The organism is Pseudomonas sp. QE6 (genome assembly GCF_041379005.1).
Lineage (GTDB): Bacteria > Pseudomonadota > Gammaproteobacteria > Pseudomonadales > Pseudomonadaceae > Pseudomonas.
Window position 1 is genome coordinate 62,501 of sequence record NZ_CP166873.1, and the last position, 26,562, is coordinate 89,062.

Genomic DNA, 26,562 nt, shown 5'->3' on the forward strand with positions numbered 1-26,562 from the left:
CCCGTCAACACATTTCTGCAAGAAATTTCAGTTGGGTACGAATCGACTGCGCAGCAAAGGCAATTGGCGCGCCACTGGCGGCAACCGCAAAAGCATCAGGAAGCACCCGATAGCCGCATATATGGCCCATCGCTCCAGATCCGAACGCACGACCCACAGCATATGCAACAACCCCAGGGCGAGGATGACATATATCAGGCGATGCAGTTTCTTCCAGCCAGTCCCCAACCTGCGCATGCTGTATCGGTTGGAGGTAATCGCCATGGCCAGCAACCCAAGGAAGGCGGTGACGCCGACCAAGATATAAGGACGCTTGCTTAGTTCGACGCCCAGTTGCGCCCAGTCCAGCCCGAGGATGAAGACGGCATAGGCACTCAGGTGCAGCACTATATAGGTGAAGCACCACAAGCCCAGTTGCCGGCGCACCTGTATCCAGCCAGTCCAGCGAGTGAGCTTCTGCAGCGGCGTCATCGCCAAGGTGATCAACAGCAGGATCAATCCGCCCTGCCCCAGCCGGTCGACCAGGGCCTTTCCCGGATCCGGCCCAAGGGCGAAGATCCACGCCTGGTACAGCCAATACAGCGGCGGCAACAAGGCAGCGATGAACACACCGCCACGCCACAATGGGTTGCGCATCAGTATTCCTTCCTCAGATCCATGCCCGCATAGAGCGAGGCCACCTCATCGGCATAGCCGTTGAACATGAGGGTGGGACGAACATTGGGGCTGAATAGTCCGCTGGGCAGGCGACGCTCATGCGCCTGACTCCAGCGGGGGTGGTCGACAGTCGGATTGACGTTGGCATAGAAGCCGTACTCGTCGGGTGCGAGGCTCTGCCAGGTGGTCTTCGGCTGCTCCTCGACGAAGCTGATGCGCACAATGGACTTGGCACCCTTGAAGCCGTATTTCCACGGTACGATCAACCGCAGCGGCGCACCGTTCTGGTTAGCCAGCACCCGGCCATACATGCCGACCGCGAGAATGGCCAGGGGATGCATGGCCTCATCCATGCGCAGTCCCTCGACGTAGGGCCAGTCGATCAGGGCAAAATTGGACTGCACACCGGGCATGCTCTGGCGATCCACCAGAGTCTCGAAACGCACGAACCTGGCGTTGCCGGTCGGCTCGACCCGCTTGATCAACTCGGAGATCGGGAAGCCGATCCAGGGAATGACCATCGACCAGGCTTCGACGCAGCGCAATCTATAGATGCGTTCTTCCAGCTGATACGGCTTGATGAAGTCTTCCAAGGCGTATTTGCCAGGCTTGTTCACCTCGCCGTCGATCACCACCGACCAGGGTTCGGTTTTCAGCGCTCCGGCATTGGCGGCAGGATCGCCTTTATCCGGACCGAACTCATAGAAGTTGTTGTAGTTCGTCGCGTCCTTGAAGGGCGTGATCGCCTCATTCTTCACCGTGACGGCATCCCAATGCGTGGCGGCGAGTTTCTCGCTCAGCCACGCAGGAGACTGCACTGCTTCGACATCGGCGTAACGCCCGCCTTCGGCAAAGCTCAAACGAGGCAGTCCGGACAGCGCGGCAGCCGCTATCGCACCGGACATGAACTGGCGACGGGAGAAGTAGAGGGATTCAGGTGTGACTTCCGATTCGTGGCAATCGGAACGGCGGGACGACTTGATCAGCATGGCGGGCTCCGCAACGACTGGCTGTATGCGCCAGTAGACTGCGGAGCCCGCTGGAAATTACACGGCAGGCGGCTGCTTGCGACGGCGCAACTGAAGCAAGTATTGCACCGGGCCGGAGGCGGCGTATGCAAGGAACAGCAGCAGCAGGATGCGCGGCGGGTCGGTGAAGACCACGGCGAAGGCCAGCACCACGACCAGGATCGCCACGAACGGCACGCGGCCGCGCAGGTCGAGGTCCTTGAAGCTGTAGTACTTGATGTTGCTGACCATCAGCATGCCCGCGGCAGCAACCATCAGCGCGACCAGCAGGGACACCTTGGCGCCCTGAACGTCGAAGTCGGCGAAGGCCCATACGGTGCCGGCGACCAGAGCCGCGGCGGCCGGGCTGGCCAGACCGATGAAGTAGCGCTTGTCGGCCTTGCCCACCTGGGTGTTGAAGCGCGCCAGACGCAGCGCGGCGCCCGCCACATAGATGAAGGCGACCATCCAGCCCACTTTGCCCAGGCTGCTCAGCGCCCATTCGAACGCCACCAGTGCCGGTGCGACGCCGAAGGCGACCATGTCGGACAGCGAGTCGTACTCGGCGCCGAAGGCGCTCTGGGTGTTGGTCAGGCGCGCAACACGACCGTCGAGACCGTCGAGCACCATGGCGACGAAGATGGCGATGGCGGCATTGGAAAAATCGCCGCTCATGGCGTTGATGATGGCGTAGAGGCCGGTGAACAGCGCCGCGGTGGTAAAGAGGTTGGGCAGCAGGTAGATGCCGCGATGGCGGACCTTGCGGCCTTCGGCGTCGTGGCCCTCTTCGATGTGCTCATCGATGGGCAGCAGACTTTCTTCGGTGTCGGAAGCCTTGTTCGGCTCCTCGTGACCTTCACTCATGGACGATTCCTTGAGAACTCGTTGAGGCTGAGATTCGCCGGGGCACGCTACTGCGCTGACTTACCCGGCGCCCCCGCTTTATACCAGAACACCGCCCCAGAACGAAAAAACGCGGCAAGCGCCGCGTTTCTTCGTTTGTCGAAAAGACCTTAGTTCTTGGTCTTGTCGACGATCTTGTTGGCAGCGATCCACGGCATCATGGCGCGCAGCTTCTCGCCAACAACCTCGATGCCGTGGGCAGCGTTGTTGCGGCGGTAGGCGGTCATCGACGGGTAGTTGGTGGCGCCTTCGGAGATGAACATCTTGGCGTATTCGCCGTTCTGGATGCGCTTCAGGGCATTGCGCATGGCAGCACGGGATTCGGCGTTGATCACTTCCGGACCGGTCACGTACTCGCCGTATTCGGCGTTGTTGGAGATCGAGTAGTTCATGTTGGCGATGCCGCCTTCGAACATGAGGTCAACGATCAGCTTCAGTTCGTGCAGGCACTCGAAGTAGGCCATTTCCGGAGCGTAACCGGCTTCGACCAGGGTTTCGAAACCGGCTTTAACCAGCTCGACGCAACCGCCGCACAGAACGGCCTGCTCGCCGAACAGGTCGGTTTCGGTCTCGTCCTTGAAGGTGGTTTCGATGATGCCGGTACGGCCGCCGCCAACGCCGCAGGCGTAGGACAGGGCGACGTTCTTGGCATTGCCCGAAGCGTCCTGGTAGATGGCGATCAGGTCAGGGATACCGCCGCCCTTGACGAACTCGGAGCGTACGGTGTGGCCCGGGGCCTTCGGCGCGATCATGATCACGTCGAGGTCAGCGCGCGGAACGACCTGGTTGTAGTGGATGGAGAAGCCGTGAGCGAAGGCCAGGGTGGCGCCCTTCTTCAGGTTCGGCTCGATCTCGTCCTTGTACAGGCGGCCCTGGAACTCGTCCGGAGTCAGGATCATGACCAGGTCGGCCGCGGCAACGGCTTCGGCCACTTCGGCGACTTTCAGGCCATGGTTCTGAGCCTTGGCAACGGAAGAAGAACCCGCACGCAGGCCGACGGTGACGTCGACGCCGGAGTCTTTCAGGTTGCAGGCGTGGGCATGACCCTGGGAACCGTAACCGATGATGGCAACTTTCTTGCCCTGGATGATGGAGAGGTCACAGTCTTTATCGTAGAAAACGCGCATTTGGGAATTCCCCTGTCAGTTGGCCTCGTGGGCCGTATTTCAAATCAGATGCTGAGAGTCTTGTCGCCACGGGCGATGCCGGTGACGCCACTGCGGACGACTTCGAGGATCGACGCGGTGCCGATGGCCTGGATAAAGCTGTCCAGCTTGTCGCTGGTGCCGGCCAGCTGCACGGTGTACACGCTGCTGGTGACGTCGACGATCTGCCCGCGGAAGATGTCGGTAGTGCGCTTGACCTCGGCGCGCTGGGCGCCGGTGGCCTTCACTTTCACCAGCATCAGTTCGCGCTCGATGTGTGCGCTCTCCGAGAGGTTCACCAGTTTTACCACCTCGATGAGCTTGTTGAGGTTCTTGGTGATCTGCTCGATGACCTCATCCTGACCAGCGGTGGTCAGGGTCAGGCGCGACAGCGTCGGGTCCTCGGTGGGGGCGACCGTCAGGCTTTCGATGTTGTAGTTGCGCTGGGAGAACAGGCCGACGACGCGGGAGAGCGCGCCGGGTTCGTTTTCCAGCAGCAGGGAAATGATGTGTCGCATGATCAGGTACGCTCCGTCTTGCTCAGCCACATGTCGCGCATCGCACCGCCGCGGATCTGCATCGGGTAGACGTGCTCGCTGGTATCAACCTGGATGTCGAGGAAGACCAGGCGATTCTTCATCGCGAAAGCTTCTTCCATCTTCGGCTTCAGGTCCTTCAGGTCGGTGATGCGCATGCCGACGTGGCCATACGCTTCAGCCAGCTTGACGAAGTCCGGCAGCGATTCCATGTAGGAGTGCGAGTAGCGGCTGTTGTACTGCATGTCCTGCCATTGGCGGACCATGCCCAGCGCACCGTTGTTCAGGTTGATGATCTTCACCGGCAGGTCGTACTGCAGGCAGGTGGACAGCTCCTGGATGTTCATCTGGATGCTGCCCTCACCGGTCACACAGGCGACGTCGGCGTCGGGGAAGTTCAGCTTCACGCCCATGGCGGCCGGGAAGCCGAAGCCCATGGTGCCCAGGCCGCCGGAGTTGATCCAGCGATTGGGCTTGTTGAAGCGGTAGTACTGGGCCGCGAACATCTGGTGCTGGCCCACGTCGGACGCCACGTAGGCATCGCCATGGGTGACTTCGCAGAGGGTCTCGATCACGGTCTGCGGCTTGATGATGCTGCCGTCGCCCATGTTGTACGGGAACAGGCCGCGGGTGCCGCGCCACTCTTCGATCTGTTTCCACCAGGCAGCCTGGGCTTCCTTGTTCGGGGTCTCGCCGATTTCCTTGAGGATCGCGACCATTTCGGTCAGGACGCTGTCCACCGGGCCGACGATCGGGATGTCGGCCTTGACGGTCTTGGAGATCGAGGCCGGGTCGATGTCGACGTGGATGATCTTGGCGTTCGGGCAGAACTTGGCCGCAGTCTCACCGTTGATCACGCGGTCGTCGAAGCGCGCGCCGACGGCGAAGATCACGTCAGCGTGGTGCATTGCAAGGTTCGCGGTGTAGCTGCCGTGCATGCCGAGCATGCCGACGAACTGGCGATCGGTACCCGGATAGCCGCCCAGGCCCATCAGGGTGTTGGTCACCGGCACGTTGAGCATGCGCGCCACTTCGGTCAGCGGCTCGGCTGCATTGCCCATGATCACGCCGCCACCCGAATAGATGATCGGGCGCTTGGCGGCCAGCAGCATCTCGGCAGCCTTGCGGATCTGGCCGGAGTGGCCACGGACCGCCGGGCTGTAGGAGCGCAGCTTGACCTTCTTCGGGTAGTTGTATTCGAACTTCTGGGTCGGGTCGCCCATGTCCTTCGGAATATCGATCACCACCGGACCGGGACGGCCGGACTGGGCGATGTAGAAGGCCTTCTTGATGACCTCCGGGATTTCCGACGGGTGCTTGATGATGAAGCTGTGCTTCACGATCGGACGGGAAATGCCGACCATGTCGGTTTCCTGGAACGCGTCGGTACCGACCATGTTGCTCGACACCTGGCCGGAGATCACCACCATCGGGATGGAGTCCATGTAGGCGGTGGCGATGCCGGTGACGGCGTTGGTCGCGCCGGGACCGGAGGTCACCAGCACCACGCCGGGCTTGCCGGTGGCACGCGCATAGCCGTCGGCCATGTGAGTGGCGGCCTGCTCGTGGCGAACCAGGATGTGGGTTACTTCGTTCTCTTTGAAGAGAGCGTCGTAGATATGCAGGAGGGCACCGCCCGGGTACCCGTAGATGTACTTAACGCCTTCGTCACGCAGCGAGCGGACGACCATTTCAGCGCCGGATAAAAGTTCCACGTTGTCACCTCTAGAACGCTATATACGGAAACCCCCAACGTGGGGGACCGACTTGGATGGCTGCCCGGCAGACATGGGCGAATGTAATCGCCGGCTACGTCGACTGCCGATTGAGCAGAACCTGGAGACACTCCTGTTTGTGTTACGGAGAGCCTCCACCCAGCGCGAGGTAACGCGAAACAGGGTGAAACTTTGCGGCGCGGGTAGCACCTCTTGTCTGCCGAGTAAAACCAGCTTGCGGCCGGCCCACTGCAGCGAACCTTGGATTCTTCTGAAACGAAGCGGGCAAGTCAAGCCATATATAGTTTTTGGATGAAGCCGGGATGTGAACTTCTCCGGATGAATAAGCTGGCGTTTTGGTTATAGTTATCGACAGACTCCGCACCCCAAGGATCGACAACTCATGCGACGGACGATTTTCATGGGCAGCCTGCTGCTCGCTCTGGCCCCGACCGTGATGGCCGCGCAGGTCTATAAATGGGTCGACGCCCAGGGTGTCACGCACTTCGGTGCGCAGCCGCCGGAAGGCACCCATGCCTCGGCCGTCAACACCAACACTGCCCCGCCCAAGTCGAACTTCCCGCTGCCCCCACCCAAGCCGGTGGCAACTCCCCCCGTGGATGAAAAGCAGAAAGCCGTGGATGACAAGGTGAAGCAGGACGTCGCCCAGCAGGAAGCCACGCGCGCGCAGAATTGCAGTCAGGCGCGGGAGAATGTGGCTCAGCTGAAGAACAATCCACGCGTCCGCGTGAAGGAAGAGAACGGCGAGTACCGCCGCATCACCGAAGAAGAACGGCAGGCGCGCATCGTCGAGAACGAAAAGGCCGTCCAGGAAAACTGCAATTGAGGCAGTGCGGGAGCGCTCAGCGCCCCGCAGTGATCAGCCGGTCGAACTCGCCGAGCGCTTCCAGTAGCCGCAGCACGCGAGCCCCCTCAGTGGCGTAGGCCTCCTCGGCAATCTCGCGAATACCGGAGGCGGCAGGCAGATCAGCCCCGCTCTCGACGATCTGCTTCATCCGCGGCAGGAAGATCCACTGCAGCCACTCCTCCAGCGCCAGCGTATCCACGCAGAACGGCTCGTGACTGGAGAGCCGCTCGGGCGACGGAGTCTCGCTTCCCCACAGGCCGATGCCACGCATCTCCTGCTCGATCAGCAGCAACTGATCCGCTATCGCTGGCAGTCGATCATCCATCACAGGGTTACCTTGGCTTTCTGCCGGGCTTCGGCGGCGCCGGCGGCGTCACCCTGCCGCTCACGACACTTGGCGATCAGATCCCACAGGCTGGCCTGCAGGGTCGGGCGACCTCCGGCCAGCGTCAGGCCACGGCGCGCGACCTGCTCGGCCTGCGCGGCATCGCCCTGGGCCAGGCGAACCTGGGCCAGCTTGTAGAGCACCTGCGGCTCGCGAGGAGCGATGCGCTGGGCGCGCTCCAGGCTGGCGGCGGCGCCATTGAGATCACCACCACCCTGCTGTTGCGAGGCGGTAGTCAGCAGCGCCAGTACCGGGCCATCGAGCTGCTCGTCAGCAGCCAGGCCCGTGTTGCTCGACGGAATGCCCGACGGCGCCTTGTAGGCATCGCCCGGGTTGTAGGTGCCGCCCTGGGTGGACGGTGCCGCAGACGGGGTCTGGTACGCCGGCTGCTGGTAGGTCTGCGACTGGAAACCACCGCTGGAGGTGATACCGCCGCTGGTGGAGATCGGTTGCTGCGAATAGGGCGAGCCGGCATTGCCCGGCGCGGTCGTCATCGGCGAGGTGCTGATCGGCGCCGCGCCAGTCTGTGCCGGGAAGGTCTGGATCGGTGCGGCACCCGCATCCTTCGGGATCATCACGGTAACGCCGGAGTCACCCTGGGGAATGCTTTGGCCGGCGCTGGCGGAAACCGGCGCCTTGTAGTTGCCGCCGCTGCGGCCCACGCGCTCCGAGTTGGAGACGGAGGTGCCGGAGTCCTGCACCGGGATCGCCCCGTGCTGCGGGGTCGCACAACCGGACAGGAGCGCCAGAGTCGCCGACGCCGCAAACCAAGCTTTTCTCACTTCCAAACCTCTCGCATCAATTCAGCCAGCCACGCACCCAGTCCATGACTTCGTTGGCCGGCGCCTGGATTCCGCAACCGGCGCCAGCGGCCGGTTCGCTTCCTCGAATATAAGGCATCTGTACCGCGCCGGGGCAGTTGGCATCGGTGCCCTGCCCGGTGTGCGGATCGACCCAGGCCTGCACCACATTATCCGGCATCGGCATGTCCAGCGGCAGCGGATCGGCCTTGCGCATGAAGCTGGTCCAGATCTGCAGCGCACCGGTGGCGCCGGTCAGCGGCGTCTTGCCGTTGTCGTCGCGGCCGATCCAGACCACCGCCAGCAGGTCCTGGCCGAAACCGGAGAACCAGCTGTCGCGGGAATCGTTGGTAGTGCCGGTCTTGCCGGCCAGGGTCAGCGAAGACGGCAACTGGTTGTAGACCGAGCGCGCGGTGCCCTCGCGCATCACGCGCTGCATGGCGTTCTGCACCAGATAGATGGCGCCCGGATCGAAACGCTGCTGGACCTGGAATGGATAGCGCTTGAGCGGTTGGCCATCGGACGCCAGCACACTGCGAATGCTCCGCAGCGGGGTATTGAAGCCACCGCTGGCGATGGTCTGGTACATGGTCGCCACCTGCATCGGGCTCAGCGCACCGGCGCCCAGCAACATCGATGGGAAGGCCGGCCAGTCCGTCGTGACGCCCAGGCGCTCCAGGGTCTTCAGCACGTTCGGCACGCCCAGGTCCAGGCCGAGCTTGGCCGTGGACAGGTTCAGCGAGTTGGCCAGCCCCTGGTAGAGGAAGATGGTGCCGCGCGCCTGGTGGTCATAGTTCTGCGGCTTCCAGACCTGCCCATCCTTGCCCTTCACCTGGAACGGCTCGTCCTGGATGTAGCTGGTCAGGGTGTACTGGCTCGGCTGCTCCAGCGCGGTCAGGTAGACCGCCGGTTTGACCAGCGAGCCGATCGGCCGCTTCGCGTCGATGGCGCGGTTGAAGCCGGCGAAGCGCGGGTCGCGACTGCCGATCAGCGCCTGGATCTCGCCGGTCTCCGGGTTGGTCACGACCATCGCGGTTTCGGTCTCGGCAACCCCCTTGCGCCCGTCGAGGCGCTTGAAGGTCTCGCTGACGGCGGACTCGGCCTTCATCTGCAGGATGGGGTCGAAGCTGGTGAAGATGCGCAGGCCTTCTTCGGTCAGGTCTTCATCCCGATAGTCTTCGCGCAGCTGACGCTTCACCAGGTCGAGGAAGGCCGGGTAGGAGCTGTTGGCCATGCTGCCCTGACGGGTCACTCCCAGCGGCGCCTGCTTGGCGGTGGCGGCCTCTTCGGGAGTGATGACACCCTGCTCGGCGAGCACGTCGAGCACCACGTTGCGGCGCTCCAGCGCGCGCTCCGGGTTGCGGCGCGGGTTGTAATAGGAAGGCCCCTTCACCATGCCGACCAGCAGCGCGACCTGCGGCAGCTTCAACTCCGACAGCGGCTGGCTGAAGAAGTACTGGCTGGCGAGGCCGAAGCCGTTCACCGAGCGTTGGCCGTCCTGGCCGAGGAACACCTCGTTCAGGTAGCTCTCGAGGATTTCGCGCTTGTCGTAATGCAGCTCCAGCAGCACCGCCATCATGGCTTCGGTGAGCTTGCGCGACAGGCTGCGTTCGTTGGTCAGGAAGAAGTTCTTCACCAACTGCTGGGTCAGGGTACTGCCGCCCTGGCGCAGCTGGCCGGCACTGGCGTTGACCCAGACGGCACGGGCGATCGACTTGATCGAAACCCCGTGGTGAGTCCAGAAGTCGCGGTCTTCCACCGCCACCAGGGTGTCGATCAGGTACGGCGGCACCTGATCGAGCTTGATCAGGATGCGGTCTTCGTTGTGCGCCGGGTAGAGGCCGCCGATCAACAGCGGTTCCATGCGCGCCACGGCGAGGTCGGCGCCATTGGCGGCGCTCAACCCGGTGACGGAGTTGCCCGAGAAGCGCACGCGAATCCGCTGGGCGGGCTCGGCGCCTTCATAGAACTGGAAGCCGCGGGTGTTGAGCTCGACCGAATTGCCGGAGACCGAGGCAGCGCCCGGACCGTTCACCGCGTTTTCGCGGCGATAGCCCAGCGCATCCAGCTCGCGCAGGAAGTCGTCCTTGCCCAGTTTCAGGCCGACGAACAGTTCCAGCGGACGGGCATACACCTTGGCAGGAATGGTCCAGCGCTTGCCGGAGAACTTCTCCTGGACAACCGCATCGAGATACACGGCAAAACCGGCGAGCAGCACAATGCCGACCAGACCGAGCTTGAGAGCCCAGCCCAGCCACTTGCGCATGGCAGGCGACGATTTGCCGCTTTTTTTACGGGATTTGGAAGATCGGGGACGCGTCATGGCGGCGCATTATACGTACTTTATCCACAGGGGACAGACACCGTTCCAGACGGTATCCGGGTTCTTGCCAGGCACTGGCGCACGGTGGCGCCGGGACTGCCGTGCTTCGACCCCGGCGCGACGGAATGGTTGCCTCGCGGGTTTGCACCACCAGACCCAGCGGCCATAATGCCTGCCTCTCGAAAATAGACAGACAAGGACATAACGTGAGCCAGACTCTGATCGCTGCGCTGCAGAACCCGGCGCTCTACCCTCATCCGGTCGAAAGCTTCCGGGTCATCGAAACCCACATTTCCTGGGTCCTGCTCACCGGCTCCTACGTCTACAAGATCAAGAAGCCCGTCAACTTCGGCTTCCTCGACTTCACCGACCTGGCCGCGCGCAAGCACTTCTGCGAGGAAGAGCTGCGCCTGAACCAGCGCCTCACCGAAGGCCTGTACCTCGACGTGCTGCCGATCACCGGCAGCGAGAGTGCTCCGCGCCTGGGCGGCGAGGGTCCGGCCATCGAGTACATGATCCAGTGCCGTGAATTCCCGCAATCCCAGCTGCTGAGCGAAGTGCAGGCCCGCGGCGAACTCGGTGCCCCGCATATCGACGGCCTGGCCCTGCAGATCGCCGACTTCCACCTGCGCACCCCGCAGGTCCCGGTCGAACACCCGCTGGGCACCCCGGACGCCTGCATGGCTCCCGTGCGGCAGAACTTCGAGCAGATCCGCCCGATGCTTTCGGACAAGGCCGATCTGCTGCAACTCGATGCCCTGGAAGCCTGGGCCGAGTCCAGTTTCGAGCGCCTGCACGGCGTGTTCGAGTCGCGCAAGGCCAACGGCTTCATCCGGGAGTGCCACGGCGATATCCACCTGGGCAACGCCGCCATCATCGACGACAAGGTGGTGCTGTTCGACTGCATCGAGTTCAACGAACCGTTCCGCTTCACCGACGTCACCGCCGACTACGCCTTCCTCGCCATGGACCTTGAAGACCGCGGCCTGAAGTGCCTGTCGCGACGCTTCGTCAGCCAGTACCTGGAGTTCACCGGCGACTACCAGTCGCTGGAGCTGCTGAACTTCTACAAGGCCTATCGCGCCCTGGTGCGCGCCAAGATCGCGCTGTTCAGCCTGGCGCACCAGACCGACGCCGTGCAGAAGGCCGCGACCCTGCGCCAGTACCGCAACTACGCCAACCTGGCGGAAAGCTACAGTGCCATCCCGTCGCGCTTCCTGGCCGTGACCGTCGGCGTGTCCGCCGTTGGCAAGAGCCAGGTGGCCTTGCGCCTGGTGGAGGCCCTGGGCGCCATCCGCCTGCGTTCCGACGTCGAGCGCAAGCGCCTGTTCGGCGAACAAAGCGCCGAGCAACGCGGCCAGCACCAGAGCGGCATCTACTCCGCCGACGCCACACTGGCGACCTACCAGCGCCTGAACGCCCTGGCCGCGGACATCCTGCGCGCCGGCTACCCGGTGGTGCTGGACGCCACCTTCCTCAAGCGCGACCAGCGTGCAGCCGCCTGGAAGATGGCCGAGGGAACCGGCGTGCCCTTCCTCATCCTCGACTGCCATGCGCCGGAAAGCGTCATCGCCGGCTGGCTCGCCCAACGCCAGAGCGAAGGCAACGACCCGTCGGACGCCACCCTGACGACCATCCAGGCCCAGCAGGCCGCCCGCGAGCCGCTCAGCGACGAAGAGCAGCAGCACAGCAAGCGCGTCGACACCCCGGATGCCGCCAGCCTGGACGCCCTGGTCGCCAGCATCCGCCAGCGCCTCCCGGGGCTCTGACCCCTGCACCGGCCGGAATCGCCAGGACGGCACTTCCGGCCCGCGTATCCCCGCCCCTTCCCGCCCTGCCACTCACGCAGGGCGATATCACAAAGCCACGCTACACTTCCCTTGTGTATATCCGGCCGCTATGAGCAGTTCACGGCCCCGAACCCCATGCCTGATCGTGCCGCATCGCAAGGACCGACGATGAACGACGAACTGCTGCACCTGAAGAATCTTGGCAAGACCTCCGCCCAGTGGCTGCATGCCGTAGGTATCCACAGTGCCTCCGACCTTCGCCGGCTGGGTGCCGTTGGCGCTTACCGGGCGGTCAGGGCCCGTGGTTTCCGTGCTTCGAAGGTGCTGCTGTATGCCATCGAAGGGGCCCTGCTCGACGTACACTGGAATGACCTTCCACCGGCCCACAAGGCCGCTCTTCTCGGCGAGCTTGAGACTTTCCCCATGAGGAACAAGAGCTAGCTCACAAGCTCCGTGGGAAAATCTTTACGCAAAAGTACCTGTCCGCTTATGGTCTCAGGGCCCTTCGTGCGCCCTCGACCGCCGCCATCCAAGGAATTACGGCCATGTACCTACTCGGTGAACAACCTGCCTATGCCGATGAGCTGATCAACCGCCTGCAGGGAATTCCGGTGCAACTGCTCGCTGGCCTGGCGCCCTGCGGCGAACCGATCCGCCTCGAACGCTCCGACGATCTCGAGGCCGAACTGCCCGACAAGCAGCTGTTTCTCACCGAGAATGGCCTGGTCCACGCGCTGGTAGACGAACGCCCGCTGTTCTATCTGCAGGAAGGCGACCTGATCGGCCTGCGCCAGGGTATCGATCTGCCGCCCTGCCGGTACGTCACCGAAGAGCCACTGTGCCTGATCCCGTATTCGCGCAGCGACGTGCTCCGCCATATCCATGCCGACGAGCAGCGCCAGGAACTGTTCCTGCACTATCTGATCGGCCACACCGCCCTGCTCTCCGACGCCCTGGCGCACCTGAAACAGCCGGAGATCCGCCCGGCCACCGGCTTCCAGCATTTCGCCGCCGGCGCTCAGCTGATCCAGCAGGGCGACGACGCCGAGCATGTGTTCATCATCATCGAGGGACACGCGGAAGCCTTCGTCGACGGGCAGAAGGTCGGTGACGTGCAGAAGGACGAGATCTTCGGCGCCATGGCGGTGTTCACCCGCGAGAAACGCAGCGCCACGGTGATCGCCAGCGAGCCGTGCACGGTAATGGTCATCCCCAAGGACCAGTTCCTCGGCCTGATGCAGAGCAACCCGCGCATCGCCCACAGCCTGATCGAAGGCATGGCCCGGCGCATCGACCTGCTGAACAAGGAAGTCACCCAGTTGCGCGTGCAGCGCCAGGCCAGCTGAGACTCATCCAGACCAGAAGCCCGGCCCTGCGCCGGGCTTTTTCGTTTTCGGGAGGAGGTTTTCACAGTCGCGGAAAATCTTTGCGAAAGGAGGTTGACTCTTAAATGATAATGATTATTATTGACTCATCTGGTCGCGAGACCAGACGGTAAGCTCAAGAGACCCCGCAGTCGGACTCTTCAGATTATCTCCTCATCAGGCTAATCACGGTTTCGACCCGGCACTTTGCCGGGTCTTTTTTTGCCCGCGTTTTTTCATCGAGGGCGACGCGCAGCACTACCCCGGTTATCCGATCACGAGGAAAGAAAAAGCATTGACTCTCAAGTGATAATGGTTATTATTAACTAACTGGCCGCGAGGCCAGTTGGATAAGCTCGAGAGCCCCCGCAGTCGGACTCTTCAGATTATCTCCTCATCAGGCTAATCACGGTTTCGACCCGGCAGTTTGCCGGGTCTTTTTTTGCCTACGAAAAAAGCATGGCCAACGAAAACGGGGCCCGTCCATGCTCGGCGGCTTGCGCTACCGGCGCAGCGTCGCGCAATAGTCCGTCGGCGGCAGCGCCGGTGTGTACCAGACGTAATCCGCCTGCGCCGGCGCAACCGTCTTGCCCACCTCGGCCAGCATCAGCACCTGCAGCCCCTGTCCCGCCCCAAGGTCCTCCAGGTGCAGCGGCACGCCCAGGTCGCGCCGTGCATGGAAGCCGCCGGCAATCATCAGCGCAGGCCCCGGCGCGGCCTTCAGACGCTCCGCCATGCGCCGGTCGCGCTGTTGCTGTACGGCCAGCATCGCCGGCAACTGGTTTTCCGGCAGCAGGCCGCAGTGGGATTCGCGAATGTCATCCAACAGGCTGTTGCGCACGGCATCCGTCGCGGAGCGACCTCCCTCCAGCACCGGCTGCTCGGCATAGATACGCATGATCTCGCCGCGATCCAGATTGGCCGAGAGCAGAGGCGCTGGCTGCTTCACCGACCAGGTCACCAACGGCCCATAGAGCGACCAGTCCCAGCCCGGTTGCCACGCCAGTGCGCCGAGCAGGTCCGTCGGCATCTCGTCCCTGGCCGCTGCCGCCTGGACAGCGGCGACCCGCGACTGCTGGTTCGGATTGATCATCTCCATCAGCACGCTACCACTCGGACGACGCTCCGCGAGGGCGCGCGCCAGCCAGAGTTCCAGGGCGTGATGGTCCGGATTGTCGTGCTGCTCGCCCACCACCACACGCGGCGCCGTGGCCAGCCGGTCGAGCAACTGTTGCGGCGTGAGTCGCTCTCCGCTGCGCAGGTCACGAATGACACCCAGCTCAGCGCTGTCACGCCCCTCCGGACTCTGCCAGGCCGGCAGCGGCGGCGCGGAGGTGGTGCTCTGGCAAGCCGCCAACAGCGCCAGCAGGGGAATCAGCAGGTACTTCACGTGAGCTCCATTCAGCGGGCGATGATCAGCGGGTGGCCGCGCTCGGGATGCCGCTGGACCAGCACGTCCAGCCCGAACACGGTGCGCAGCGGCTCGGCTCGCAGCACCTCCTCCGGTGTGCCCTGCAGGTGCGGCCGTCCCTGGTGCAGTAACAACAGGCGATCACAGTAACGCGCCGCCAGGTTCAGGTCATGCAGGATCACCAGCACCGCCGCGCCGCGATTGGCGAACTCGCGCACCGCTTGCAGCGTAGTGTGCTGGTGCAGCGGATCGAGCGCCGAGGTCGGCTCGTCCAGCAGCAACACCTGCTCCGCGCCGCCCGGCCACAGCTGCGCCAGTACACGCGCCAGATGCACGCGCTGGCGCTCCCCTCCGGAGAGCGCCAGGTAGCTGCGCCCGGCCAGATGGGCGGCATCCGCGGCATCCAGCGCCGCCGCGACGATCTCGCGGTCGCGCTGGCGGCCGCTGTCGTGGGGCAGGCGTCCGAAGCCGACCACCGCTTCGACCGTGAACGCGAAATTCAGCGTCGAAGACTGCGGCAGGACCGCCAGGCGGCGCGCCCGGTCGGTACCCTGCCAATCCGCCAACGGACGATCATCAAGGCGCACGGCGCCGCCGGACAGCGGCAGCTCGCCATTGAGAGCACCCAGCAAGGTACTTTTGCCGGCGCCGTTCGGCCCCAGAACGCCAAGCACCTCGCCCGGCTGCAAGGCCAGGCTCGCGCCCTGCAGGACCGTCTGCGCGCCGCGCTTCACCAGCAGGTTCTCCGCCGTCAGCATCAGGAGCGCCCCCGTATCAGCAGGTAGAGGAAGAACGGCGCGCCGATCAGCGCGGTGACGATGCCGATCGGCAGTTCCGCCGGCGCCAGCGCCAGCCGTGCCACAAGGTCGGCGAGCAGCAGCAGGATGGCGCCGCCGAACATGGACGCCGGTAGCAGTATCCGGTGATCGGGGCCGACGATCAGGCGCAGCAGATGCGGCACCACCAGGCCGATGAAGCCGATCATGCCGGCCGCCGCCACCGCCGCGCCGACGCCCAGCGCGGTGCACAGGATCAGCTCGACCTTCAGGCGTTCGACGTCGAAACCCAGATGACGCGCTTCGGACTCGCCCAGCAGCAGCGCATTCAGCGCATCCACCCGGCGCGGCAACCAGCAGGCCACCAGCAAAGTGATCAGCAGCAACGGCCACAACCGGGGATAGCTGGCGCCGTTCAGGCTGCCCAGGTTCCAGAAGGTCAGGGTACGCAGGGTGGCGTCGTCGGCCAGGTAGGTGAACAGCCCGATCAGCGCCCCGGCCAGCGCCGTGAGCGCAATACCCGCCAGCAACATGGTGGCCACGCTGGTCTGCCCGTTGTGCCGGCCCAGGCGATAGACCAGCGCTGTCACCAGCAGGCCTCCGGCGAAGGCGCAGGCGGACAGCAGATAAGGTGCTAGTGCTTCCGGCAGCCCGCCGATGGAGGCACCGAAGACGATGGCGATCGCCGCCCCCAGGGCCGCGCCGCTGGAAACGCCGATCAGGCCGGGGTCGGCCAACGGATTGCGGAACAACCCCTGCATCGCCACGCCAGCCAGCGCCAGCACGCCGCCGGTGGCGATGCCCAGCAGGGTGCGCGGCAGGCGGATCTGGCCCACGATCAGCTCGGCCTGCCCCAGGGCGTCGGCGGATACCGGCAAGCCGATCAGGCGCGCCAGTGCCCGCAGGGTGTCGCCCAACGGCAGGCTCACCGGCCCAAGGGCCAGCGACAACCAGACCACCAGCAGTAGAAGAAAACCAAGGAGCAGGAACAGCGGTCGAGCAGCAACGATCCGAGTCAAGGACGACTTTCCGAGTTCAGGGCCTGCGCGGAAGGATAAAAGGCCCGGGAGAGACTGGCCAATCCAGCCGGTATGCGCGGCCCCGGGCCGCAGACCGGAAGCGCCGCAACAAGTCTAGTTATTGATAACAATTTGCATTTATGCCCATCTGCGATTATGGTCTGCGTCGCGCTTCCACCCAGCCCGTCTTCGGTCTGCCGCTACTCAGCACACAGCAGCCTCAACCCATGGTGTGCCCAGCCTAGCGTATGATGCTCCCCCGCAAATACTTCGCCGAACCCCGTTCTAACCGTTGTCGCCCCCGGCACCCCATCGACGAAACCGAAATTTCCCGTACTCGCCTGGCGATCACGACCGCCGGACCTGAACGGCTGGATGAAGATCCCCTGGCGCGCCATTCAAGAACAGCCCGCCCCGGATCTCCGCACCCAGCCCGGCCGCTTTGTGACGGCCAGCCGGCCCCTCTTCAGCACAAGGATGTGCACCCTCTTCCGATCCAGCCCTCCACGCGCGGATAATGCCCGCCCCGAATGGAGAACCCGATGATCCTGCTCTGCGCCCCGCACGAACTGGCCGAAGGCCAGAGCCGGGGCTTCAAGGCCGGCGGCCTGAACCTTTTCGTGGTGCGCCGCCAAGGCCGCCTTTACGCCTACCGCAACCGCTGCCCCCACCGGGAAATCCCGCTGGGCTATGACGCGGAGAACTTTCTCGATGGCAGTGGCCGCCTGTTGCAGTGCGGCCACCATGGGGCCTTGTTCCTGATCGAAACCGGGGAGTGCATCCAGGGACCGTGCCTGGGAGATGGATTGGAGGCCCTGCCCTGCCGGGAAGATGAGCAGGGAGTCTGGCTGGATGAGCAGGAAGAGGACTAGGTTGGGAACTGTACCTGGGGCGGTTCGCGAGCAATCTCGCTCCTACGAAGAGCAGCGCGACGCAGACCTGGAGGAGCGAGCTTGCTCGCGAAGGATCCTCGCAGCGGAATCCGGACTACAACAACACCTTCAACGGCTGACCAAGACGGATTTCCTGCGTATCGATCTGCGCGCCATAAGCCAGCACTTCCACCCCGGCGTTGTGCGCCTCCGCCAACGCCGCGGCATAGGCGGCGTCGATCTCCGCCGCCGGGCGCACCGCATCGATGTCCGAGAGGTTCACCGCATACAGCAGCACGGCCCGCATGCCTTCGCGGGCCAGCGCCGCCAGCTCGCGCAGGTGCTTGGCGCCACGCAGGGTCACGGCATCGGGAAAAGCGGCGACCCTGGTGTCGTCGAAGCCCAGGGTCACGCTCTTCACTTCGACGTACACCGGCTTGCCGGCAAACATCAGGCGGAAATCGGCGCGACTGTTCTCCTGCCCATAGGCCACCTCGCGGCGAAGCTCCTCGAAGCCCGCCAGTTCCGTCACGCCCCCGGCCAGCAGCGCTTCCTCCACCAGCCGGTTGGCGCGCCCGGTGTTCACGCAGGCCAGGCGACCCTGCGGGGTTTCCACCAGTTCCCAGGTACCCGGCAGCTTGCGCTTGGGATCATTGGAGCGACTGAACCAGACCCGGCAACCTTCGCTCATGCAATTGAGCATCGAGCCCGTGTTCGGGCAGTGGATGGTCAGACGCTCGCCACCGGCGGTCTCGATGTCCGCCAGAAAGCGCTTGTAGCGCTTGATCAGGCGCGCCTCCTCCAGCGCCGGTTCGAAATGCATCAGGGACGCCAGCTCTTCAGGCCACGGGCGATGCGCTCCACCGCCTGCTGCAGGCGCTCGACGCTCTGGGTATAAGCGAAGCGCACATGGTGCGAGGCCTGGTAGCGGCCGAAGTCCACCCCCGGGGTGAAGGCGACGTGTTCGGTCTCGATGAAGTGCTGGCAGAACGCATAGGCATCGCCGCCGAAGGCGCTGATGTCCGCGTACAGATAGAAGGCACCCTCCGGCTCCACCACGATGCTGAAGCCCAGCTCCCGCAGTGCCGGCAGAAGGTAGTCGCGGCGACGGGCGAACTCGGCGCGGCGTTCCTCGAAGATCGCCAGGGTATCCGGCTCGAAGCAGGCCAGTGCGGCATGCTGGGCCATGCTCGGCGCGCTGATGTAGAGGTTCTGCGCCAGTTTCTCCAGCTCACCGACCGCATCGAGCGGTGCCACCAGCCAGCCCAGGCGCCAGCCGGTCATGCCGAAATACTTGGAGAAGCTGTTGAGTACGAAGGCATCGTTATCCACTTCCAGCACACTGGAGGCGTCCATGCCATAGGTCAGGCCGTGGTAGATCTCGTCGACCACCAGATGGCCGCCACGCGCCTTCAGCGCGGCGGACAGCGCGGCCAGTTCATCCCGGTGCAACACCGTGCCCGTAGGATTCGCTGGCGATGCCGCCAGAGCGCCTACACTGTCATGATCCCAGTGCCGCTCGATGAGATCGGGCGTGAGCTGGTAGCGGCTCTCCGGCCCCACCGGCACCAGCTGCGCGGCACCTTCGACCAGGCGCAGGAAGTGGCGATTGCACGGATAGCCCGGATCGGCCAGCAGCCAGTGCTTGCCCGGGTCCACCAGCAGGCTGCTGGCGAGCAGCAGCGCACCGGAGCCGCCGGGCGTGATGAGGATGCGTTGCGGGTCGATCGACAGGCGATAACGCTCGGCGTAGAAGCCGGCGATGGCCTCGCGCAGCGCCGGTATGCCTCGGGCGGCGGTGTAGCGGGTATGCCCGGCGGCCAGCGCAGCCTGGCCTGCGGCGATGATCGGCGCGGCGGTGGTGAAATCCGGCTCGCCGATTTCCAGGTGAATGACGTCATGGCCCGCGGCCTGCAACTCGTTGGCGCGCGCCAGCAGCGCCATGACGTGGAAGGGCTCGATGGCGCGGCTGCGTGCACTGTAGGGAGTAGCCATAGGTTTTCCGAACTTTACGACAAGGTGGGGATTCTAACAGGCCACCGAGTGACACAGGGGCGCCATCGAAGCCCGGTTATTGCTCGTTGAAAATGCGCGTTTCGTTCATGAAAAACAGGCGATCGTGCAAGTGTTTGCAAAAATTTCGATAGCGGTGTCCATCGAATCGGCGACCAGGTCGCCAGGTCATGTGCGGGAGACGGCAGGCTCGACAACCGGGAGTAGCGTCCCGGGAATCGTTCTGGTAAGTTCGCCCGCTTGCGAGCGCGGGGCCGGCAGTGCCGGAGAAGGACCATCCGCGAGAGGATTAGCGAGAGTGAGAGGCGGTCATCCATGCCCACCAAAGCAAAACAACAGAGCAGCCAACTGATTCGTGGCTTCGAGCCCTACCAGGAAACCAAGGGCGAGGAGTACATGAGCGATCGCATGCGCGCGCACTTCACCTCCATCCTCAACAAATGGAAAGTTGAGCTGATGGAAGAAGTGGACCGCACCGTGCACCACATGCAGGACGAAGCGGCGAACTTCCCGGACCCGGCCGACCGTGCCAGCCAGGAAGAGGAGTTCAGCCTCGAGCTGCGCGCCCGCGACCGCGAGCGCAAGCTGATCAAGAAGATCGACGAGACCCTGCAGCTGATCGAAGACAACGATTACGGCTGGTGCGATTCCTGCGGCGTCGAGATCGGCATCCGCCGTCTGGAAGCCCGCCCCACCGCCACCCTGTGCATCGACTGCAAGACCCTGGCGGAAATCAAGGAAAAGCAGCTGGGCTCCTGAGCCCGGTTGATCCCGAACGGGGCGCTGCGGCGCCCCGTTTCGTTTGTGCCTTTCCTGTTCCAGAGACTGTCCATGCCCGCCTCCCGCTACGTCGGACGCTTCGCCCCCACGCCCAGCGGCTACCTGCACTTCGGTTCGCTGGTGGCCGCCGTCGCGTCCTACCTGGACGCGCGCGCAGTAGGCGGCAAGTGGCTGGTGCGCATGGAAGACCTCGACCCGCCGCGGGAGATGCCCGGCGCCCAGGCGGCGATCCTGGAAACCCTCGAGCGCTACGGCTTCGAATGGGACGGCCCGGTGGAATGCCAGAGCGACCGCCACGGCGCCTACGCCGCCCAGGTCGAACAATGGCTGCGCAGTGGCCTGGCCTACGCCTGTACCTGCTCGCGCAAGCAGCTCGAGGGCACCCACGGCATCTACCCCGGCACCTGCCGCGACGCCCAGCATGACTGGCACGGCGACGTCGCCATTCGCATCCGCGTACCGGAGCTGGAATACCGCTTCACCGACCGCCTGCAGGGCGAGTTCCACCAGCACCTGGGCCGCGAAGTGGGCGACTTCGTCATCCGTCGCCGCGACGGGCTGTTCGCCTACCAGCTGGCCGTGGTGCTGGACGATGCCTGGCAAGGCGTGACCGATATCGTTCGCGGCGCCGACTTGCTGGACAACACCCCGCGGCAGCTCTACCTGCAGGAGCTGCTCGGCATCGCCGCGCCGCGCTACCTGCACGTGCCGCTGATCATCCAGCCCGATGGCCACAAGCTGGGCAAGTCCTACCGCTCGCCGCCGCTGGAAGCCGACCAGGCCGCTCCGCTGCTGGTGCGCGCCCTGAAAGCGCTGGGCCAGAACCCGCCCGCCGAGCTGCTGCAGGCCACGCCACGCGACGTGCTCGCCTGGGGTATCGCGAACTGGGACGCGACCGCCATCCCCCGCAGCCTGACGCTGGAAGACGCGCGGCTCTAGACTTGTACCTGTCCCCAGTGGCGGCCGGCTTGCCGGCGACTGTGCGCACAGGTAGCCTGCCCGCCGAACAACGAGAGAGACGACATGTACATCTATCGACTGGTGTTGCTCCTGGTCGTGGGCATCTACCTGTTCTCACCGGCCATCATGGACTGGTGGATCGAACCCCACGGCGCCTGGTACCGCCCCTACCTGCTGTGGCTGATCCTGATCGTCGTCACCTTCATCCTGCAGAGCCAGCGCGATGCTGACGAGCTTTAGCCTCACCCAGCTGATCCTGATCAGCGCCTCCTACCTGATGGTTCTCTTCGGTGTCGCCTGGATCACCGAGCGCGGCTTCGTGCCCCGCTGGCTGGTGCGCCATCCATTGATCTACACCCTGTCGCTGGGCGTGTACGCCAGCGCCTGGGCCTTCTATGGCACGGTCGGTCTCGCCTACCAGTACGGCTACGGCTTCCTGGCGATCTACCTGGGCGTCTCCGGCGCCTTCCTGCTGGCGCCGGTACTGCTCTACCCGATCCTGCGCATCACCCGCGCCTACCAGTTGTCCTCGCTGGCCGACCTGTTCGCCTTCCGCTTCCGCAGCACCTGGGCCGGCGCGCTGACCACGGTGTTCATGTTGATCGGCGTGCTGCCGATGCTGGCGTTGCAGATCCAGGCGGTGACCGACTCGATCAGCATCCTCACCCGCGAGTCCGAGCCCAACCGCGCGGCACTGGCGTTCTGCGCACTGATCACCCTGTTCGCCATCCTCTTCGGCGCGCGCCATATCGCCACCCGCGAGCGCCACGAAGGGCTGGTGATGGCGATCGCCTTCGAGTCGCTGGTCAAGCTGGTGGCGCTGGGCGCCATCGGTCTGTTCGCGCTCTATGGCGTGTTCGGCGGGCCGGATGGACTGGAAGTCTGGCTGCTGCAGAACCAGGAAGCCCTGAGCACCCTGCACACGCCGCTGGCCGAAGGGCCGTGGCGCACGCTGCTGCTGGTGTTCTTCGCCTCGGCCATCGTGATGCCGCACATGTTCCACATGACCTTCACCGAGAACCTCAACCCGCGCGCGCTGCTCAGCGCCAGCTGGGGGCTGCCGCTGTTCCTGCTGCCGATGAGCCTGGCGGTGCCGCCGATCCTCTGGGCCGGCCTGCACCTGGGCGCCTCGACCAACCCGGAGTACTTCACCCTGGGCCTCGGCATCTCGATGGACAGCCCGGCCCTGGCGCTCACCGCCTTCATCGGCGGCATCTCCGCCGCCAGCGGCCTGATCATCGTGATGACCCTGGCGCTCTCGGGCATGGTGCTCAACCACCTGGTGCTACCGCTCTACCAGCCGCCGGCCGAAGGCAACATCTATCGCTGGCTGAAGTGGACCCGCCGCGCACTGATCGCCGCGATCATCATGGCCGGCTATGCCTTCTATCTGCTGCTGGGCGCCGAACAGGACCTGTCGAACCTGGGCATTGTTTCCTTCGTCGCCACCCTGCAGTTCCTCCCCGGCGCACTGGCCGTGCTCTACTGGCCGACCGCCAATCGCCGCGGCTTCATCGCCGGCCTGGTGGCCGGCATGCTGGTGTGGGGCATGACCATGCTCACTCCGCTGATGGCGAACCTGCAGAGCATCTACGTACCGCTGTTCGATTCGCTCTACGTGCTCGACGACACTACCTGGCACCTCGCGGCGCTGGCCTCGCTGGCCGCCAACGTGCTGGTATTCACCCTGGTCTCGCTGTTCACCGAGGCCAGCGACGAGGAAAAAGGCGCCGCCGAAGCCTGCGCCGTGGACAATGTCCGCCGCCCGCAACGTCGCGAGCTGATCGCCGTCTCTCCGCAGGAGTTCGCCAGCCAGCTGTCCAAGCCGCTGGGCGCCAAGACCGCCCAGCGCGAGGTAGAGCAGGCCCTGCGCGACCTGCACCTGCCCTTCGACGAACGCCGTCCCTATGCCCTGCGCCGCCTGCGCGACCGCATCGAGGCCAACCTCTCCGGCCTGATGGGCCCGAGCGTGGCCCAGGACATGGTGGAAACCTTCCTGCCCTATAAAGCCAGCAGCGAAAGCTACGTCACCGAGGACATCCACTTCATCGAGAGCCGCCTGGAGGACTACCACTCCCGACTCACCGGCCTGGCCGCCGAGCTCGACACCCTGCGCCGCTACCATCGCCAGACCCTGCAGGATCTGCCGATGGGCGTGTGCTCGCTGGCCAAGGACCAGGAAATCCTCATGTGGAACCGCGCCATCGAAGACCTCACCGGGGTCAGCGCGCAACGCGTGGTCGGCTCGCGCCTCGCCGCCCTGCCCGATCCCTGGAAGGGGCTTCTGGAAGGCTTCATCGAAGCGCCGGACGAACACCTGCACAAGCAGCGGTTGGCCATCGAGGGCCAGACCCGCTGGCTGAACCTGCACAAGGCGGCGATCGAGGAACCCCTCGCACCCGGCAACAGTGGCCTGGTGCTGCTGGTGGAGGACCTCACCGAGACCCAGTCCCTGGAAGACAAGCTGATCCACTCCGAGCGCCTGGCCTCCATCGGCCGCCTGGCCGCCGGCGTCGCCCACGAGATCGGCAACCCGATCACCGGCATCGCCTGCCTCGCGCAGAACCTGCGCGAAGAGCGCGAGGGCGACAGCGAGCTGACCGAAATCAGCGGGCAGATCCTCGAACAGACCAAGCGTGTGTCGCGCATCGTGCAGTCGCTGATGAGCTTCGCCCATGCCGGCGGCAAGCAGGTGGCGGCCGAGCCGGTGTGCCTGGCCGACGTCGCCCAGGAAGCCATCGGCCTGCTGTCGCTGAACAAGCGCAGCGTCGACGTGCAGTTCTTCAACCTGTGCGATCCGGCGCACTGGGTCGAAGGCGATTCCCAGCGCCTGGCCCAGGTGCTGATCAACCTGCTCTCCAACGCCCGTGACGCCTCGCCGCCCAACGGCGCGATCCGCGTACGCACCGAGGCCCAGGAACAAACCGTCGACCTGATCGTCGAGGACGAAGGCAGCGGGATTCCCAAATCGATCATCGAGCGCCTGTTCGAGCCCTTCTTCACGACCAAGGACCCTGGCAAGGGGACCGGCCTGGGCCTCGCACTGGTCTATTCGATCGTGGAAGAGCATTATGGGCAAATCACCATAGACAGCCCGGCTGACCCCGAACGCGAATGCGGCACCCGCATCAGCGTCACTTTGCCGCGGCATCCTGGCCCGACGGCCGAGCAGTAAACGAGCACGTCGAGAGAGCTGAATACATGGCACATATCCTCATCGTCGAAGACGAAACCATCATCCGTTCCGCCCTGCGACGGCTGCTCGAGCGGAACCAGTACCAGGTCAGCGAAGCTGGCTCGGTGCAGGAGGCCCAGGAGCGTTACAGCATCCCGACCTTCGACATGATCGTCAGCGACCTGCGCCTGCCCGGCGCACCCGGCACCGAACTGATCAAGCTGGCCCAGGGCACCCCGGTGCTGATCATGACCAGCTACGCCAGCCTGCGTTCGGCAGTGGACTCGATGAAGATGGGCGCGGTGGACTACATCGCCAAGCCTTTCGACCACGACGAAATGCTCCAGGCCGTGGCGCGCATCCTCAAGGATCGCCAGGAAGCCCGTAACGCCCCGGCCGAAGCCCGCGGTAACGCCAAGGCGGCCGAGCGTAGCAGCGGTAACACCGCCCCGGCGGACGGCGAAATCGGCATCATCGGCTCCTGCCCGCCGATGCAGGAGCTGTACACCAAGATTCGCAAGGTCGCTCCCACCGATTCCAACGTACTGATCCAGGGCGAGTCCGGTACCGGCAAGGAACTGGTCGCCCGCGCCCTGCACAACCTGTCCAAGCGCACCAAGGCACCGCTGATTTCGGTGAACTGCGCGGCGATCCCGGAAACCCTGATCGAATCCGAACTGTTCGGCCACGAGAAGGGCGCGTTCACCGGCGCCAGCGCCGGCCGTGCCGGCCTGGTGGAAGCCGCCGACGGTGGCACCCTGTTCCTCGACGAGATCGGCGAACTGCCGCTGGAAGCCCAGGCGCGCCTGCTGCGTGTGCTGCAGGAAGGCGAAATCCGCCGCGTGGGTTCGGTGCAGTCGCAGAAGGTCGACGTGCGCCTGATCGCCGCCACCCACCGCGACCTGAAGATGCTCGCCAAGACCGGCCAGTTCCGCGAAGACCTTTATTACCGCCTGCACGTCATCTCGCTGAAACTGCCCCCCCTGCGCGAGCGCGGCGCGGACGTCATGGAGATCGCACGCGCCTTCCTGGCGCGCCAGTGCTCCCAGATGGGGCGCCCGGTGCTGAGCTTCTCCCACGAAGCCGAACAGGCCATCCGCCACTACCCGTGGCCGGGTAACGTGCGCGAGCTGGAGAATGCCATCGAGCGCGCGGTGATCCTCAGCGAAGGCCAGGAGATTCCGGCCGACCTGCTGGGCATCGACATCGAGCTGGACGATCTGGAAGACGACTTCGCGGAAGAGCTCGACGCCCGTCCGAGCAACGGCAGCGCCAGCAACCACGAGCCCACCGAGGACCTGTCGCTGGAAGACTACTTCCAGCACTTCGTCCTCGAGCACCAGGATCACATGACCGAAACCGAGCTGGCCCGCAAGCTGGGTATCAGCCGCAAATGCCTGTGGGAACGCCGCCAGCGCCTGGGCATCCCGCGCCGCAAATCGGGTGCTTCGGCGGACTCGTAACAGGTCCCCACACTGTTACCGGGGACATGCTCCGTAACAAAAGCCGGGTTCATCGGTAACGAAAACCCGGCTTTTTTGTGCCTGCCCCTCAGCGATGAATCCTCGCAAACCATTGAAAAATAAGGATTTGCAAAAGTTGGCACGGCATCTGCTTTGTTATTGGCACAACAACAATAACAAGCACGACAACTCAAAATAAGAACAAGACGAAACGACTCCAGCACAACAAAAACAAAATCGCGGAGGCGCAGCTAACTGATTCTTTTGGAGAAGAGTAGCCGTCGGGATCAGTCCCGCAACCAGTCAGAGAAGAATAAAACTGCTTGAAGGCAGCACGAGGACTGGTTGGATCGCAAGATCATCGCTTACTCAGCGACCAAAGCAATCCGTTTGCTATTGGATCCCCTCATGGGGAGCATCCCCGAAGCAACTGGCTTCGAGGGACGGGTCAACAAACAAAAACAACAAGCCCGGCATCATAATAAAAACAAAGCACGCACCTATTTGGGGGGGAGCCTCGGCTCCCCCAGTAGCTTTTGCTACACCCTCTCCCCTCCTCCCCGCAAGTCCTTTTTTCCTCTTTTCTTCATCATCCCACCC

24 protein-coding genes are annotated in these 26,562 nt (G+C 64.3%); 10 read left to right on the forward strand and 14 right to left on the reverse strand.

The window, feature by feature from the left end:
• Positions 1-27: 27 nt before the first annotated feature.
• The 6 genes from msrQ to ACAW63_RS00330 all read right to left on the reverse strand — a co-directional run bounded on the left by msrQ (position 28) and on the right by ACAW63_RS00330 (position 5,963).
• On the reverse strand, positions 28-636 hold the full coding sequence (msrQ, locus tag ACAW63_RS00305) for a protein-methionine-sulfoxide reductase heme-binding subunit MsrQ (protein WP_371230865.1): 609 nt from the start codon (positions 634-636) through the stop codon (positions 28-30).
• Entirely contained in the window at positions 636-1,646 is a 1,011-nt protein-coding gene (msrP, locus tag ACAW63_RS00310; protein ID WP_371230867.1) for a protein-methionine-sulfoxide reductase catalytic subunit MsrP, read from the reverse strand. Before msrP ends, msrQ begins: the two co-directional genes overlap by 1 nt.
• Positions 1,647-1,703: 57 nt before the next feature.
• Complete coding sequence (pssA, locus tag ACAW63_RS00315; RefSeq protein WP_015478888.1) at positions 1,704-2,528, reverse strand: CDP-diacylglycerol--serine O-phosphatidyltransferase; 825 nt, start codon at positions 2,526-2,528, stop codon at positions 1,704-1,706.
• A gap of 149 nt (positions 2,529-2,677) precedes the next feature.
• On the reverse strand, positions 2,678-3,694 hold the full coding sequence (gene ilvC, locus ACAW63_RS00320) for a ketol-acid reductoisomerase (RefSeq protein ID WP_275608675.1): 1,017 nt from the start codon (positions 3,692-3,694) through the stop codon (positions 2,678-2,680).
• Positions 3,695-3,738: 44 nt separating this feature from the next.
• On the reverse strand, positions 3,739-4,230 hold the full coding sequence (gene ilvN, locus ACAW63_RS00325; protein WP_017516326.1) for an acetolactate synthase small subunit: 492 nt from the start codon (positions 4,228-4,230) through the stop codon (positions 3,739-3,741).
• Between the two features lie 2 nt (positions 4,231-4,232).
• Entirely contained in the window at positions 4,233-5,963 is a 1,731-nt protein-coding gene (locus ACAW63_RS00330; RefSeq protein WP_275608676.1) for an acetolactate synthase 3 large subunit, read from the reverse strand.
• Positions 5,964-6,366: 403 nt separating this feature from the next.
• Between ACAW63_RS00330 and ACAW63_RS00335 the strand changes: the two genes are divergently transcribed.
• Positions 6,367-6,810, forward strand: coding sequence for a DUF4124 domain-containing protein (locus ACAW63_RS00335; protein ID WP_371230868.1), 444 nt, complete (start codon positions 6,367-6,369; stop codon positions 6,808-6,810).
• Between the two features lie 16 nt (positions 6,811-6,826).
• Here the strand turns inward: ACAW63_RS00335 and ACAW63_RS00340 are convergent, their stop codons facing one another.
• The 3 genes from ACAW63_RS00340 to mrcB are packed head-to-tail and all read right to left on the reverse strand — an operon-like array spanning position 6,827 to position 10,339.
• Positions 6,827-7,156, reverse strand: coding sequence for a YqcC family protein (locus tag ACAW63_RS00340; protein ID WP_343577219.1), 330 nt, complete (start codon positions 7,154-7,156; stop codon positions 6,827-6,829).
• Positions 7,156-7,998 carry a tetratricopeptide repeat protein gene (locus tag ACAW63_RS00345; RefSeq protein ID WP_371230870.1) on the reverse strand — a complete coding sequence of 281 codons (843 nt, stop codon included), beginning with the start codon at positions 7,996-7,998 and terminating at the stop codon, positions 7,156-7,158. The genes ACAW63_RS00340 and ACAW63_RS00345 overlap by 1 nt, the downstream gene beginning before the upstream one ends.
• Positions 7,999-8,014: 16 nt before the next feature.
• On the reverse strand, positions 8,015-10,339 hold the full coding sequence (mrcB, locus tag ACAW63_RS00350; RefSeq protein ID WP_371230872.1) for a penicillin-binding protein 1B: 2,325 nt from the start codon (positions 10,337-10,339) through the stop codon (positions 8,015-8,017).
• Positions 10,340-10,545: 206 nt separating this feature from the next.
• On the opposite strand from mrcB, the gene ACAW63_RS00355 reads away from it, so the two are divergent.
• The 3 genes from ACAW63_RS00355 (at position 10,546) to ACAW63_RS00365 (ending at position 13,475) form a co-directional block, all read left to right on the forward strand.
• Positions 10,546-12,108 (forward strand): AAA family ATPase, encoded by a 1,563-nt coding sequence (locus tag ACAW63_RS00355; RefSeq protein ID WP_371230874.1) that lies wholly within the window; start codon positions 10,546-10,548, stop codon positions 12,106-12,108.
• Positions 12,109-12,297: 189 nt separating this feature from the next.
• The gene (locus ACAW63_RS00360) at positions 12,298-12,570 is read left to right on the forward strand and encodes a TfoX/Sxy family protein (protein ID WP_207882802.1); all 273 of its coding nucleotides are present in this window, start codon (positions 12,298-12,300) and stop codon (positions 12,568-12,570) included.
• A 104-nt stretch (positions 12,571-12,674) separates the two neighbouring features.
• On the forward strand, positions 12,675-13,475 hold the full coding sequence (locus ACAW63_RS00365) for a Crp/Fnr family transcriptional regulator (RefSeq protein ID WP_371230876.1): 801 nt from the start codon (positions 12,675-12,677) through the stop codon (positions 13,473-13,475).
• Positions 13,476-13,995: 520 nt separating this feature from the next.
• On the opposite strand, the gene ACAW63_RS00370 is transcribed toward ACAW63_RS00365, so the two are convergent.
• Genes ACAW63_RS00370 through ACAW63_RS00380 form a run of 3 tightly spaced genes read right to left on the reverse strand, consistent with a single transcriptional unit; the run spans position 13,996 to position 16,645 of the window.
• Positions 13,996-14,883, reverse strand: a complete 888-nt coding sequence (locus tag ACAW63_RS00370; RefSeq protein WP_371230878.1) for a ChaN family lipoprotein — start codon at positions 14,881-14,883, stop codon at positions 13,996-13,998.
• 11 nt (positions 14,884-14,894) lie between these two features.
• A complete protein-coding gene (locus tag ACAW63_RS00375) occupies positions 14,895-15,662 on the reverse strand; it encodes a heme ABC transporter ATP-binding protein (RefSeq protein WP_371230880.1) in 768 nt (255 codons plus the stop codon).
• Positions 15,662-16,645 carry a FecCD family ABC transporter permease gene (locus ACAW63_RS00380; protein WP_371234529.1) on the reverse strand — a complete coding sequence of 328 codons (984 nt, stop codon included), beginning with the start codon at positions 16,643-16,645 and terminating at the stop codon, positions 15,662-15,664. The genes ACAW63_RS00375 and ACAW63_RS00380 overlap by 1 nt, the downstream gene beginning before the upstream one ends.
• Positions 16,646-17,241: 596 nt before the next feature.
• On the opposite strand from ACAW63_RS00380, the gene ACAW63_RS00385 reads away from it, so the two are divergent.
• Positions 17,242-17,571 (forward strand): Rieske (2Fe-2S) protein, encoded by a 330-nt coding sequence (locus tag ACAW63_RS00385; protein ID WP_371230882.1) that lies wholly within the window; start codon positions 17,242-17,244, stop codon positions 17,569-17,571.
• A 115-nt stretch (positions 17,572-17,686) separates the two neighbouring features.
• Here ACAW63_RS00385 and sfsA read toward each other — a convergent pair whose 3' ends face one another.
• Positions 17,687-18,394 carry a DNA/RNA nuclease SfsA gene (gene sfsA, locus ACAW63_RS00390; RefSeq protein WP_371230884.1) on the reverse strand — a complete coding sequence of 236 codons (708 nt, stop codon included), beginning with the start codon at positions 18,392-18,394 and terminating at the stop codon, positions 17,687-17,689.
• Positions 18,394-19,566, reverse strand: a complete 1,173-nt coding sequence (locus ACAW63_RS00395; protein ID WP_371230886.1) for a pyridoxal phosphate-dependent aminotransferase — start codon at positions 19,564-19,566, stop codon at positions 18,394-18,396. Before ACAW63_RS00395 ends, sfsA begins: the two co-directional genes overlap by 1 nt.
• 333 nt (positions 19,567-19,899) lie before the next feature.
• On the opposite strand from ACAW63_RS00395, the gene dksA reads away from it, so the two are divergent.
• The 5 genes from dksA to ACAW63_RS00420 all read left to right on the forward strand — a co-directional run bounded on the left by dksA (position 19,900) and on the right by ACAW63_RS00420 (position 25,962).
• Positions 19,900-20,343 carry an RNA polymerase-binding protein DksA gene (gene dksA, locus ACAW63_RS00400; RefSeq protein WP_015478905.1) on the forward strand — a complete coding sequence of 148 codons (444 nt, stop codon included), beginning with the start codon at positions 19,900-19,902 and terminating at the stop codon, positions 20,341-20,343.
• Between the two features lie 72 nt (positions 20,344-20,415).
• Positions 20,416-21,303, forward strand: coding sequence for a tRNA glutamyl-Q(34) synthetase GluQRS (gene gluQRS, locus ACAW63_RS00405; RefSeq protein WP_371230888.1), 888 nt, complete (start codon positions 20,416-20,418; stop codon positions 21,301-21,303).
• 84 nt (positions 21,304-21,387) lie between these two features.
• Positions 21,388-21,564 carry a hypothetical protein gene (locus ACAW63_RS00410; RefSeq protein WP_275608689.1) on the forward strand — a complete coding sequence of 59 codons (177 nt, stop codon included), beginning with the start codon at positions 21,388-21,390 and terminating at the stop codon, positions 21,562-21,564.
• Positions 21,548-24,499: an ATP-binding protein gene (locus tag ACAW63_RS00415; RefSeq protein WP_371230890.1), complete on the forward strand. Its 2,952-nt coding sequence runs from the start codon at positions 21,548-21,550 to the stop codon at positions 24,497-24,499. Before ACAW63_RS00410 ends, ACAW63_RS00415 begins: the two co-directional genes overlap by 17 nt.
• Positions 24,500-24,525: 26 nt before the next feature.
• Positions 24,526-25,962 carry a sigma-54-dependent transcriptional regulator gene (locus ACAW63_RS00420; protein ID WP_371230892.1) on the forward strand — a complete coding sequence of 479 codons (1,437 nt, stop codon included), beginning with the start codon at positions 24,526-24,528 and terminating at the stop codon, positions 25,960-25,962.
• The last annotated feature ends 600 nt before the right edge of the window (positions 25,963-26,562 follow it).

Bases quoted from the DNA above. Each gene is read 5' to 3' on its own strand.
- ACAW63_RS00375 (WP_371230880.1), bottom strand. From the start codon at position 15,662: ATGCTGACGGCGGAGAACCTGCTGGTGAAGCGCGGCGCGCAGACGGTC.
- dksA (WP_015478905.1), top strand. From the start codon at position 19,900: ATGCCCACCAAAGCAAAACAACAGAGCAGCCAACTGATTCGTGGCTTC.
- ACAW63_RS00365 (WP_371230876.1), top strand. From the start codon at position 12,675: ATGTACCTACTCGGTGAACAACCTGCCTATGCCGATGAGCTGATCAAC.
- ilvC (WP_275608675.1), bottom strand. From the start codon at position 3,694: ATGCGCGTTTTCTACGATAAAGACTGTGACCTCTCCATCATCCAGGGC.
- sfsA (WP_371230884.1), bottom strand. From the start codon at position 18,394: ATGCATTTCGAACCGGCGCTGGAGGAGGCGCGCCTGATCAAGCGCTAC.
- ACAW63_RS00420 (WP_371230892.1), top strand. From the start codon at position 24,526: ATGGCACATATCCTCATCGTCGAAGACGAAACCATCATCCGTTCCGCC.
- ACAW63_RS00415 (WP_371230890.1), top strand. From the start codon at position 21,548: ATGCTGACGAGCTTTAGCCTCACCCAGCTGATCCTGATCAGCGCCTCC.
- ilvN (WP_017516326.1), bottom strand. From the start codon at position 4,230: ATGCGACACATCATTTCCCTGCTGCTGGAAAACGAACCCGGCGCGCTC.
- ACAW63_RS00360 (WP_207882802.1), top strand. From the start codon at position 12,298: ATGAACGACGAACTGCTGCACCTGAAGAATCTTGGCAAGACCTCCGCC.
- ACAW63_RS00410 (WP_275608689.1), top strand. From the start codon at position 21,388: ATGTACATCTATCGACTGGTGTTGCTCCTGGTCGTGGGCATCTACCTG.
- mrcB (WP_371230872.1), bottom strand. From the start codon at position 10,339: ATGACGCGTCCCCGATCTTCCAAATCCCGTAAAAAAAGCGGCAAATCG.
- ACAW63_RS00340 (WP_343577219.1), bottom strand. From the start codon at position 7,156: ATGGATGATCGACTGCCAGCGATAGCGGATCAGTTGCTGCTGATCGAG.
- ACAW63_RS00335 (WP_371230868.1), top strand. From the start codon at position 6,367: ATGCGACGGACGATTTTCATGGGCAGCCTGCTGCTCGCTCTGGCCCCG.
- ACAW63_RS00395 (WP_371230886.1), bottom strand. From the start codon at position 19,566: ATGGCTACTCCCTACAGTGCACGCAGCCGCGCCATCGAGCCCTTCCAC.
- gluQRS (WP_371230888.1), top strand. From the start codon at position 20,416: ATGCCCGCCTCCCGCTACGTCGGACGCTTCGCCCCCACGCCCAGCGGC.
- msrP (WP_371230867.1), bottom strand. From the start codon at position 1,646: ATGCTGATCAAGTCGTCCCGCCGTTCCGATTGCCACGAATCGGAAGTC.
- ACAW63_RS00385 (WP_371230882.1), top strand. From the start codon at position 17,242: ATGATCCTGCTCTGCGCCCCGCACGAACTGGCCGAAGGCCAGAGCCGG.
- msrQ (WP_371230865.1), bottom strand. From the start codon at position 636: ATGCGCAACCCATTGTGGCGTGGCGGTGTGTTCATCGCTGCCTTGTTG.
- pssA (WP_015478888.1), bottom strand. From the start codon at position 2,528: ATGAGTGAAGGTCACGAGGAGCCGAACAAGGCTTCCGACACCGAAGAA.